The sequence below is a fragment of the Micromonospora echinofusca genome (genome assembly GCF_900091445.1).
Lineage (GTDB): Bacteria > Actinomycetota > Actinomycetes > Mycobacteriales > Micromonosporaceae > Micromonospora > Micromonospora echinofusca.
On sequence record NZ_LT607733.1, the window covers coordinates 1,116,262 to 1,128,514 of the forward strand.

The window sequence follows — 12,253 nt, forward strand, 5'->3', positions numbered from 1 at the left end:
AGCCCAAATGAACCCCCTTCTGCAACCCCGTCGCGCGGCGGGAACGCGTAGACGCAGTCCCGGCGGCAGGCTCAGCCCTCGATTCCTCGTCCGCTGGCGGTGGACATGTCGATCTGGCCAGTGACAGCGGCAGTGATCAGTGCTTGGCGACGCTCGGTGAGTAGCGCAAGCTGATGATCCAGCTCCCGCCGCAAACGGGCGATGGCGTCGAGCCGGTTGCGGACACTTCGCACTAGTTCGCGTTGGCGTATAACAGGCGGCAGCGGCATGGGGAAACTTAAGATCTTGCTGCTGTTTGTCGAGGCCAGGTTGGTTGTTCTTGAACCCGTGCTCTCGAAATAGCACCGTCCATGCAGGGTCTGAGTCATGAGCGCCAGGTAGTCGCCATCGAGCCGGTCCAACTCAGGGCGAAGTGCGAAGACATGATTTTGATGCAGACAGTTGGGTAGTTCGCCATTCCATACGGTGCCTCGGCCGAGCTTATCTAGATCTCCGCCCTCCGTCATTAGAACATCGCCAGTGCGCAGCATGCACCGCTTTGCAATTTCGCGCGACACGGTCACTTCAGTGACGTTCGCAAGGTCCACGTAACCGGCTTGCACGTTCGCCACCCGTAGGTAAGGGCGAGTCACGGCGTCGCCACCCACGTCGCGGTTGCCGTCAACGGTCAACCCATTCTGCAATCGACACACGTAACCGAGTCGTACCAGGGGGTGGTCTTCGGGCATGTTGGGCAGCCAAGGCCATGGCGCCCTCCCCCTCGCTGCGGTGAGTACGCCAGGTAGCAGTGCCTCGGAGACCTCTGCATACGAGCGCTCTTCCAAAAGGGCGCGCTGTTGCGTCCGATCCGCTACAAGTCTGTCGATATATGCGGTTTCGGCGTCCAGGAAGTCGGTGATGCGGTGTTGCTCCTTTATCGGGGGCGTCGGGATCCTCAACTGTTCGATATCGGGCATGTAGATTGTTTTGTGTGTAGAGCCGGCCGCGACTCGTTTGAGGTCGTTGGCCATCGCTCGCAGGGCGTGTAACAGGTAGCGGGGATCTAAGTCCGGGCCGCAAGTCCATGTCGCGAAGTCCTGGCTGGTGGCCATATCAGCGCCCATGATCGCCGAAAAGCCAACCGAGGCTGTCCTGGACAGAATGACGGTGCCCGCTGGGTGCTTGACCGCAGCAGAGTTCGCAAGACCAACCTCGCTGATCTTTTCCTTGGTGTCCATGATGACGTCCGTACTGCCGTTGCGAAGCTGCCAGACGTCAGCCAACGTGATCCAGGGGATGGAGCAGTTCTCCCAATAGCCAGGGACGCTCCGGCTCGGGGTGTGCCCGGTCCCCAACCGGGCGAGGAACCTGATCGGTACCGTGGGCCATCGCGAGTTGGCAAGCCAGGGCGCGATTTGAGTCTGGGTCACTTGGTTACCTCGCCCAGGAGCGCCTGGATCTCGGCCTCCAGCGCCTTCAACTCCGCGTCGATCTCCGCGAGCGGCCTCGGGGGCTTGTAGACGTAGAAGTGGCGGGTGAAGGGGATCTCGTACCCGATCTTGGTCTTCTCGTGGTCGATCCAGGCGTCTGGAACGTGGGGGAGCACCTCGCGGCGCAGGTATTCCTCGACATCCTCGTCCAGCGGCACGTTCTCGTAGTCGCGCAGCTCCGCGTCCGGCTCGGGCTCGCCCTTGACGAGCTGCACTTCGCCCTCGGGGTCGCGCACCCCGACGATGTCCCGCATCGCCTTCTGGAAGGGGGTGCCGGTGGGCCAGGGCGCGCCGGCCTCGGCCATCGTCTTGCGCAGCGCGTCCCACGCCGCCCGCTTCGTCGGCCACACCTGCCCGACCAGCGGCTTCAACGTGGTTGCCAGCGCGTCGGCGTCCGACACCTTTTGGATCGGCTTCGAGGCGGCCAGCGCGGTCAGCGTCTCCTCGGTGACCTCGAAGCGGAGCTTCAGCGGGCGTTCGACGGTGATCCGGCGGTAGCCGAAGTCCTCGTTGGCGAAGACCTTCACCTTGCCGTGCTGCGGGTGCTCGGGGTTGCGGGCGGCGTCGAGCGCCTCCCCGTACAGCCGGGTTATGTCCTTGATCTGGTCTGGTGTGACGAACTTGCGCTTGTCGCCGAGCGACTTGCGCATCTTGGCGAACTGGTCGCGGGCATCCAGCAGGACGACCTTGCCCCGGTGGTCCCTGGCCTTGCGGTTGGTGAGGATCCAGAAGTACGTGGAGATGCCGGTGTTGTAGAAGAGCTGGTCGGGCAGGGCGACGATGCCTTCGAGCCAGTCGTTCTCCAGGATCCACCGCCGGATGCGGGACTCGCCCGACTCGGCCGCCCCGGTGAAAAGGGGGGAGCCGTTGAAGACGATCGCGATGCGGCTGCCGCCCCTGCCGTCGGCGGTGACCGGCTTCATCTTTGAAATCATGTGCTGAAGGAAGAGCAGCGAGCCGTCGTTGATCCGGGGCAGGCCGGCGCCGAACCGGCCGCTCTCGCCGAGCGTCTCGTATTCGTCTTCGACCTCGGGCTTGACCTTCTTCCATTCCACGCCGAACGGCGGGTTGGCCAGCAGGTAGTCGAAGTGCTTGCCGCGGTGGCCGTCGTCGCTGAACGAGTTGCCGAACTTGATGTTGTCCGGGTCCTGACCCTTGATCATCATGTCGGAGCGGCAGATCGCCCAGGACTCCGGATTCAGCTCCTGGCCGAAGACGGTGACCGTCGCGGACGGGTTGAGCCTGGTGATGTGCTCCTCGGCCGCCGACAGCATGCCGCCGGTGCCGCAGGCCGGGTCCAGCACCGTCCGGGAGGTGCCCGGGACGCTCAGCGCGTCGTCGTCGGGGGCGACGAGCAGGTTCACCATCAGCTCGATGACCTCGCGCGGGGTGAAGTGCTCACCGGCGGTCTCGTTGGACTGCTCGGCGAAGCGCCGGATCAGCTCCTCGAAGACGTACCCCATCTGGTGGTTCGTGACGTTCGGGACAGGCTTGCCATCCTTGCCGAGGATCACCTCGCCGGTCTTGTTGTCGCGCCGGTGAGGGTGCAGGTCGAGGTCGGCGAAGCGGCCGACCACCCGGTAGAGCAGGCCGGCGCTGTCGAGCCGCCGCACCTGCTGAGCGAACTCGTAGCGTTCCATCACCTCCTGCGCGTTGCCGGAGAACGCGCCGACGTAGGCGAGTAGGTGCTTCGCGGCCTGGTTGGAGTCGTTGGCGATCGACTTCAACGTGTAGCCGCTCACGTTGTAGAAGCTGTGCCCGGACGCGCGGCGCAGGAACCGCGAGACGTCCACATCCTGGCCCTTGAAACGGTCGTACTCCGTCAGCACCTTGGCCCGCGTGGGTTCCAGGACGCACTCCAGCCGGCGCAGCACCGTGAACGGCAGGATCACCTTGCCGTAGTCGGACTGCTTGTAGTCGCCGCGCAGAAGGTCGGCGACCGACCAGGCGTGGTTCGCCAGCTCGGCGTGCTTACTGCTGTTCAACGTGATCCTTCCGGTGGGAGCAGTGCACCGCCGGTCAGGCCGGCGGAAAGAGTGCGGGCGGTCTCGTCGGCGAGGCGGTTGGCGATGTCGGCCGCGACGCGAAGCGCATGGAGCTGGCGGAACGCCTTGCCGTACCGCTGCTGCTCGGCAAGCGACAGCAGCGGAATCCGCAGGCGTCGGGGGTCGACCCGGACCACGGTGGTGCCGGTTGATGCTGCGCTGAGATTGTCCTCCGCCGCCAGGAAGCCGGCCAGGAACCACGGATCCAGGCGGGTCGGGTCGGGACGCAGCAGGTGGAGGTGCCGTCCGAGGAGGTGGCCGGCGTCGCGGGCATCGGCGACGCGGGCGGTGCTCACACCCTCGTGCAGCATCTCGGGAAGGATGACATCACCCGCCTCGATTGCGACGTCCTCGTCCGAGCGGGACTCCTCGGCGGCACCCGAGGCTGGCCTGCGGGACACCACGTCCCGGGCGGTGAGTGTCCGGGGCGAATCCGAATCTTGCAGAACAGGGCCCGAACTGCGGACCGTCGCCGGCGCGCGGAGCAGTGTGAGAGCGGCGCCCCTTAGCAGGTCGGCGACGCTCGCGGTGCGCCAGGACCGTGCATCGGCGCCAGCGGGAGGCCAGGACTGTCCGCCGCTGAGGGCCACCAGCCCGGTGGCTGCCAGTCGCAACCGGCTCTTCAACTCGTACGCCATCTCGGCGAGCTCGTCGGGGTTCGCGGGGACCGGCGCGGCGAGAACGTGGCGGGCAGGGCTCAGGTCGACCGACTCGTCGAGCAGGTCGACGACCGGGACGGCCCGCGCGACGCCCGGCACCGGATCGTAGCCGTCGGGATGGCGGCCGAAGTCGTGCCAGGCACCGAGCGCCGCGCCGCGGATCGCGGGCCAGTCCGACATGGACCGCCTACCTTGCACGTCGTCGACGCCAGCGGTTCCGCCGCCGGCTGTGTCGACCATCAGGACGGTCGACGGCAGCTTCGCCTGTGGGTGTGGTCTTTCGAGCAGCCACAGCTGGAGAGAGATGTGCAGCGGTGGAGCCGCGCCGGGGGGGAGCGCGATGACGGCTCGCAGCGCTCCGCTGCGGAGCATTTCCGCCCTGATCCGCCGGCCCGCCGGCCGGAAGGCGGCCCCGGGCGGCATGAGTAGGACAGCCTGGCCACCCGGGGACAGATGGGTGAGGCAGTGCTGCAACCACGCCAGCTCCGGCTCACCCTTCGGCGGCAGACCGAACATCCACCGCGGGTCGTAGGCCAGATCCTCGTGACCCCAGTCCCTGTGGCCGTAGGGCGGAGCGCAGAGCACCGCATCGGCGGCCAGCGCCGCAAACGCGTCCTCGCGCATGCTGTCACCGGCCACGACCTGCGCAACCGTCCCGTCGGCCTGGACGGCGAGGCGAGCGGCGGCCTGCGCAGCCACCGCGGGCACCACGTCCTGGCCGTACAGCTCGCGCGCCCCGTGCGAGGCCGCAGCCAGGAGCAGGCCGCCGACACCACAAGCAGGGTCGAGGATCCGGACCGGGTAGGGCTCGCCGGGGGCGGCGAGAAGCTTCGCCATGAGATCGGCAACGGGCGGGGGCGTCCGGTAGGCGCCACTGGTCTTGCCGTCACTGACCTCGCCCTCGGCCAGCACCTCCAACGTCTGCGCCGCGCCCTCCTCGACGCAGCAACGCAGCAGCGCGGCGAGCAGCTCCGCCTCCCGGGGGCGGAAGGCAAGTCCACCGGCACCGGGGACGTCATCGGCGTACGACCGGCTCGACTTCTGCGCCCATGCGGACAGCTGATCATCGGGAAGCTCGACAGCTTGCCGCACCTCGGTGTCGGCAATGCGACTCGCCGCGACGACGAGCGGCAACAGTCTGCTTCGGTGGGCCACGTCGGTCGCGTTCGTTCTCAGAGCCGCGCGGAGGTCGTCGGCAGGAGAGCTGGCAGGCAGTTGCCCACGGGCGGATAGCCACGTCCGGACGGCGTCCAGGTCGTACGCCGGACTCGACTCCGTGCCGCCCGAAGGGGCGGGGAAGTCGGGATGACGCCTGCGCCAGTTGCTCACGGTCGCCCGGGTGACGCCAGCCAGCCGGGAGATCTCGGCGGCTGTCACCTGGGTGGGCTGCGGCATGGGCGTCCTGTCGGTTGTGCTGCTGTTCGTCGATCACCCTACACGAAGCCGAATGCGGTTAGAGTGTTTGACAGTGCTTTCAGTGAAACTTGTGCTAGGGTTGCTTTCATCGGCGCGAGTCGTCTTGATCGTTCCGCCGTAGATCCCATGCCCGTGTGTTCAACCCGGGCCTGCCACCCCCTCCAGGAGGACTCTCCGTTGTCCATCACCATGCCGACCGCTGCCGTCGAGGGCATCCAGCTGACCGTCACTCCTTTCCGCACTGACGCAGTGATCGGCACGGTCGGGCTGCCTGCGCTGTTGCAGCTCGTCCCCTCTCCGAAGGCGGAGGAGGACAAGCGGGCGATGAAGTTCTCATCCGGGGCGTTGCGCCGTCACGCGGAAATCCGCTCCCTCGTCCAGCGCACCCTGAAGTCGACCCAGAAGGGCCGGAACGTCGCCGGATACGCCCGCTACATCGCCTCCGGCATCAACGGCGACTTCGGCTCCGGCTGGTCCACTCCGCCGATCACCCTCTGGCTGGCCGGTGAGCCCGGCGCAGTCAGTGAAGAACTGGTCCCGGGTAGTGGCATCCGGAGGATCACCCTCGTTGCCGGGGCTCCGGTCGTTGCGATTGACGGCGAGACCCAGGTGACGGCCCTGCACGAGCTCAACGACGACCCGGAGCAGTACGGCATCACCTACCAGCAGCTGAATGCGGTGCGGCTGCCGTTCGAGCTCTACTGGGGGCTCGGTGTCGAGGACGCCCGGCAGATCTTCTACGACCGCAACGTCGAAGGCGTCCCGGTGGCGAAGAACCTCGCCATGTCCATGGACCAGCGTGACCTCGGCACCCAGCTCGCCCACCGCATCGCCGAGGCCGTCAAGGTCGAACACGACGGCAGGATGATTCCCTTCACCAAGCTCGTCCAGTCCCGCAAGCGGCAGCTCACCAAGGCAGACCCCGAACTGATCACTCTCTCCGCGTTGCGGGTCCTCGTCATCACCGCGATCTACGGCCGTTCCGGGCTCGGCCTCTCCTCGTCCACCGTCCGTACGGCCGATCTGCCCGCCGGAGTGCGCGTCGAGCAGGTCGAGCGCCGGGTCGTACCGTTGCTGTGCACCCTGCTTGCCCACCTCTACCCGCACCTCGCAGCCCGGTCCGCTGCCTCGGCCCCCGCCGTTCTGGCCGGCATCGGCATCGCCGCGCATCAGGCGACCGAATGGGCCACCTCCGGCGCCGCGCTCACGGAGACCGACCTGCTGAACCTGCTGGCCGGCGTCCGCTGGGAGCGGGAGGCCCGCTACTGGGACGGTGTCGCCGCCAGCGCCAACTCGGCCGGCACCCTGAACTTCGGCGGTGGTGCCAAGGACTCCGGTGGTCGGGTCGCCGACGCCATCCTCTACCCCGACACCGAGAGCGGCCGCAAGATCCGCGGCTGGTAATCCACAGGTCGGCGTAACTGCCATCCGTAGCCCGAGGCGCAGTGCGTTGCGCCGCCGGCCCTCGCTGGCGGCGCGGCCACTCGTCACTTCTTTCCCTCCAAGGGCACTGAACGCTCCGAGTACCGATGACGGCCCTGCTCGATGAGCTGAAGCGACAGAGCGGTAGCCATTAATAAAAAGCTGAAGGTTGCTGACGGGTGTCCGTTCATCGAAGCCGCTGTCCGAAATCCGACCCATGGATCGACAGGCCCAACGCCCTATCCTGGAGGGCTTTGCCTCGGGCCGACGGCCCGGCGGACCAGCACTGGCGTACGTCGACTGACCTGGAGACGAGATGCTGTTGACCCAACCGGATGTGCTCAACCTCGTCCAGCAGGCCGCTGGCCGGTGGGCAGACCAACTGATCGACTTCGGCCCGCGCAACACTCTGCTCTACTTCAAGGAGCGGCAGAGCACCGCTCTCGATCTCGCCGAGGCGGCTGCCGACGGGGTCGCCGACCTGCTCAGGGGGCAGAAGGTCCGCCTGCGGACACTCTTCCCGGATCAGGACCGCCACACCTCCGCCTGCAACACCGCCCGCGGTCTTCGCCGCAAGCTGGTCGAGCTGGAAGAGGAACAGGGCATCCAGGCCGGCTGGGTGACCCGCGGCCTGCTCTGCATGGTCGGCACGTACACGCGTGGATCTGTACCGATGCAACCGCTACGGGCGCCGCTGATCCTGCAGCAGTTGGCGCTCGACAGCCGGACGGCGACCGAGAACGACTTCACGCTGGAGCTCTCCGAATCACCCGAGATCAATCCCGTTCTTCTGTACGCACTCGAGCGGCAGTACGGCGTGGAGGCAAACGTCAGCGCCCTCGGCGACCAGTTGAGCGCGATGCTGACCGAACTCACCGACCCGGACCAGCAGTTGAACGCAGCCTACGAGCTGATTGCCAAGGCGGTCGCACCCAGCGGCCTGAGTCTCCGGCTGGAGCCGGCGGTGATCGCAGGCGTCTTCAGCTTCGACAAGCTGGCCATGGTCGAGGACCTGCGCAACTCCGCAGAGCTGCTGGCAGCGCACCCGGTGATCGGCGCGATGGCGGGCGACCGGGACGCTCGGCAGAAGTTGCGCACCGAGCCTGCTCGTGGGCCCAGCTCCAGCGCCGACCGGATCGACCCGGCCAAGGAGTTCCTGGTCCACGATGCGGACTCGTCCCAACAGTCCGCGATCGACGCGGTGTTGTCCGGCCGGCACGTGGTCATCGAGGGCCCGCCCGGTACGGGCAAGAGCCAGACGATCGCGAACATCATCGCGTACATGGCTGCGATGGGTCGCAGCGTACTGTTCGTCTCCGAGAAGCGGGCGGCGATCGAAGCGGTGATGAACCGTCTCGGCGACGTCGGGCTCGACAACCTGGTGTTCGATCTACACGACCGTAAGATCAGCAAGCGGCAGGTGGCCCAGCGTATCGCTGCGGTCCTCGCTCAAGCTGGCAGCGAACCGCCGGTGGACACAACCGACCTGCACCGACGCCTGCACGGCCGGCGGGCCGCGGCACAGCGGCATCCGGCCGAGCTGCACGAAGAACGGCAGCCCTGGGGCGTGAGCGCGTTCCAGGTGATCGAGCAGCTACTCGCCCTGCCCGCATACGACGTGGGCAGGTACAACCTGCGTGCATCCGAGCTGCGGAACCTTGGCCGGTCCATGGTCGACGATGCGCGGGAGGACCTCCGGACGTTCGTGGACCGAGGGGGCCTGCGGATCTGGCGCGGCGAATCACCGTGGGCAAAGGCCGCGATCCACACCTCGGACGACGTCGACAAGGTGCTGGTCCATCTCGACGGGCTCGCAGCCGGAGCACTGCACGGCGCACAACGGCAGATCCGGGAGATGGTGGACCGGGCCGGGTTGGACGTACCCGACGACCTCGCCGCCTGGAAAGAACTGTTCGACCTGATCAGCGAGGTCGAGCGCACCATCGCCGGCTACGGCGAACAGGTCTTCGGCCCGGACCTGGACGACTTCGCCTACGCGGTGGCACCAGGGCGCTCCCGGCCACACCGACCGGAACCGCTGGGATTCTTCCGTCGCTTCCAGCTCAGACGTGAGCTGCGGCGGGCCTGTCCGGCCGCCCCCCGAAGGCGATCCGAGCTGCACCAGGGCCTGATCGCCGCAATCGATCAACGCGAGCGGTGGCGGAAGCTCAGCCGCACGGACAGCACGCCCACCGCCCTGGCCGGTGCCGATCTCTGCATGTCGTCCTTCGTCCAGCTGCGTAACCATCTCGCCGCGGTGGCCGCATGTGCCCGCATCGATGGCCTCGACCGCGGACCGGCCACCAGGGCCGCCGATACCGTTGCCGACCTCAACGCCGACCGCGAAACGCTGTTCCGGATGCCCGAGCTCAACAAGCAGCAGCAGCGCTTCCGCTCCTTGGGACTGGGATACATGCTCGACGACCTGGCCGCGCGGCAGGTCTCGAGCGACGAGGCCGCCGACACCCTGCTGCGCGCCTGGCTGCAGGTGGTCCTCGACGAGATGCGCATGCGGGTCCCGTACCTCGGTCAGTTCGTGGGACAGCAGCATGCCGCGGTGGTCCAGGACTTCCGTGCCGTCGACGCCCGACACATCGAGATGGCCGCTCGACACGTGCGCCGCAACGTGGCGGTCAACCTGCGCAAGGCCCGGGACGCCCGCCCCGACCAGAACGGCCTCGTCCGGCGGGAGGCCGCCAAGAAGAGCCGGCACCTGCCTCTGCGGAAGCTGCTCAGCAGTGCCCCGGACGTGCTCCTCGCCGCGTTTCCGTGCTGGGCCATGTCACCGCTCGTCGTCAGCCGCATCCTGCCGGCTGAGCGATCGTTCGACGTGGTCATCTTCGACGAGGCGAGCCAGATCGAACCACACGACGCCGTCGCCTCGATCATGCGTGGCACTCAACTCGTAGTAGCCGGCGATCCGAAGCAGCTCCCACCAACGCCGTTCTTCCGGCGGCTCGTCCAGCAGACCCCAGCCAGCGAAGATGATGACCTCGGCGACGAGAGCCTGGAGGACTACGAGTCCGTTCTCGACGTCCTGGGCGGCCTGATCTCGGACCGGTACCGCTTGACCTGGCACTACCGCAGCCGCGACGAGCGTTTGATTGCGTTTTCGAACGTCGAGATATACAACCGCTCTCTTGTGACGTTCCCCGGCGTACAGGTTGACAGCCCGCTGCGCTTGGAGACGGTGGACGGCCGCGTTGCCCCTGGGCAGAGTGGCTCATCGACCGAGGAGGTCAACCGGGCGGTCGAGCTCATTCTCGAGCATGCCGAGCAGCGGCCGAACGAGAGCCTGGGCGTCATCACCATGGGGCAGAAGCACGCCTTGCGGATCGAGGCGACGCTGCGGAGCCGGCGCCGTGAGCACGAGCACCTGGACGATTTCTTCTCGCAGGACCGGGCGGCGAGCCAGCGCTTCTTCGTCAAGAGCTTGGAGAACGTTCAGGGCGACGAGCGGGATGCCATCATCCTGAGCATCGGCTACGCCAAGACCCGGGACGGTCGGCTTCCGCTGCGCTTCGGACCGCTCAACCAGGAGGGCGGGGAGCGGCGTCTCAACGTCGCGGTCACCCGCGCGCGGAGTCGGATGACCGTGGTGAGCGCGTTCTCGCATCACGACATGGACCCGAACCAGACCGCAGCGACGAGGAACCGCGGGCCCGAGCTGCTACGCCGTTACCTGGAGTTCGTCGAGCTTGGCGGCGACATCGGTGGGCGACAGCACACCGGGGTCGAGCTCAACGGCCTCGAGCGCAGTGTGCTGAGCGCCATCCAGCAGCAGGGCATCAACGTCGTGCCGCAGTGGGGCGTGTCCGGCTACCGGATCGACTTGGCACTCGCGCATCCGGACCAGCCCGGCCGCATGGTGCTCGCCGTGGAGACCGACGGTCACTCGTACCACCAGGCGCACAGCGCCCGGGACCGGGACCGACTTCGCCAGCAGCACCTGGAGCGACTTGGCTGGGAGTTTCACCGGATCTGGTCGACTGACTGGTACGTGGACCCGGCAGGCCAGACGGCCCGGCTCGTCGCGCGTTGGAAGCAGGCGGTCGATCGCGCCGACCACGCTGCGAAGACCCGGCCCGCGCCAGCGGCGCCTCGGCACGGTCAGTCGCCGCGGCCGTCGCCGTCGGCGGCTAGCCGTGGCCCGCGCCCCGATGTGCCGATCGGCCTCAAGATCACCGAATACACCCGAGAGCAACTGGTGCAGATCTGCACCTGGCTGGTGAGCGACCAACTTCAGCGTGATCGGGATGAGCGCTTGCAGGAGGCCATGGCCGAGCTCGGGTTCCGAAAGCGGGGGTCGGTCATCATCCAGCGTCTGACCGAAGCACTCGACCTCGCGCAGCAGCGCGCCGACCGGGAGGTGTCCTGATGGCTGTCCTCGATCTGCTCACCCTGGAACGTGTCGCTCGTCTGATCTGCGACGCTGACGGCCCGTACGAGCGGACGGGGTCGCAGGTCGAGCGGTTCCTGCACCGCGTCCGGTGGCCCGGCAGTCCGCAGTACGACGGGTCGCCGCGGGTGCCCTGGCTCACCGAGGTGCTGACCTCCCACGCTGACGACGCCGCCGCACTCGACCGACTGCTCTGCCGCATCTGTGACCCGCTGGAGTACGACGGCGGCATCGAGGCAGCCGAGCCGATAGCGCAGGAACTGAACCGGATCCTGGCTCCTGAAGGGCTCACCGTCACATACGTCGGCGGGCGTCCGGTGCTCGGCCAGCTCAGCCGGACCGGCGACACCCCCCTGTACGGGCCACCGCCGGACCTCCACGAACGGGTGCGACGGCTATCCGGGGACAGCAAGGCGGTAGACATCCTCATGGCACGCGCCGATGAAGCGTCGATCTGTCAGAACAATGGGGCCTACGCGCTGGCAATCATCGGCATCGGTAGCTTCGTAGAAGGGCTCTTGCACGTCGTGGTGACTGATCGCGACGAAACAGTGCGAAGAAGCGGACTGGTCGGCCGGGGTGGCCGGCGGGTTCCGGCCGAACGCGCGGGCCTTCACCTCCTGCTGGAGTACGCGCATCGGCAGAAGTGGGTCCAGACCGACGCCAAGGACTTCATGGAGAAGGTGCGGGACTACCGCAACTTCGTCCATCCCCGCCATCAGATCGAGTACGGGCTCGTACCCGACCTGGACACGGTGCGGATGTGCTGGGCGCCTGTCCACGCTCTGCTCAATGATCTGGAATCCGCGCCCTGATCGCAGACCCAGCTCCTGATCACCCGGC

6 protein-coding genes are annotated in these 12,253 nt (G+C 67.3%); 3 read left to right on the forward strand and 3 right to left on the reverse strand.

Annotated elements, in window-relative coordinates; genetic code table 11:
* Positions 1-71: 71 nt before the first annotated feature.
* The 3 genes from GA0070610_RS05185 to GA0070610_RS05195 are packed head-to-tail and all read right to left on the reverse strand — an operon-like array spanning position 72 to position 5,568.
* Positions 72-1,409 carry a restriction endonuclease subunit S gene (locus GA0070610_RS05185; protein ID WP_088998961.1) on the reverse strand — a complete coding sequence of 446 codons (1,338 nt, stop codon included), beginning with the start codon at positions 1,407-1,409 and terminating at the stop codon, positions 72-74.
* A complete protein-coding gene (locus GA0070610_RS05190) occupies positions 1,406-3,454 on the reverse strand; it encodes a type I restriction-modification system subunit M (protein ID WP_088998962.1) in 2,049 nt (682 codons plus the stop codon). Before GA0070610_RS05190 ends, GA0070610_RS05185 begins: the two co-directional genes overlap by 4 nt.
* The gene (locus tag GA0070610_RS05195) at positions 3,451-5,568 is read right to left on the reverse strand and encodes an N-6 DNA methylase (protein ID WP_172896403.1); all 2,118 of its coding nucleotides are present in this window, start codon (positions 5,566-5,568) and stop codon (positions 3,451-3,453) included. Before GA0070610_RS05195 ends, GA0070610_RS05190 begins: the two co-directional genes overlap by 4 nt.
* A gap of 198 nt (positions 5,569-5,766) precedes the next feature.
* Between GA0070610_RS05195 and GA0070610_RS05200 the strand changes: the two genes are divergently transcribed.
* The 3 genes from GA0070610_RS05200 (at position 5,767) to GA0070610_RS05210 (ending at position 12,225) form a co-directional block, all read left to right on the forward strand.
* The gene (locus tag GA0070610_RS05200) at positions 5,767-6,993 is read left to right on the forward strand and encodes a DNA sulfur modification protein DndB (protein WP_172896405.1); all 1,227 of its coding nucleotides are present in this window, start codon (positions 5,767-5,769) and stop codon (positions 6,991-6,993) included.
* A gap of 334 nt (positions 6,994-7,327) precedes the next feature.
* Positions 7,328-11,389, forward strand: a complete 4,062-nt coding sequence (locus GA0070610_RS05205) for an AAA domain-containing protein (RefSeq protein WP_088998963.1) — start codon at positions 7,328-7,330, stop codon at positions 11,387-11,389.
* Entirely contained in the window at positions 11,389-12,225 is an 837-nt protein-coding gene (locus GA0070610_RS05210) for a hypothetical protein (RefSeq protein ID WP_088998964.1), read from the forward strand. Before GA0070610_RS05205 ends, GA0070610_RS05210 begins: the two co-directional genes overlap by 1 nt.
* Positions 12,226-12,253: the final 28 nt, after the last annotated feature.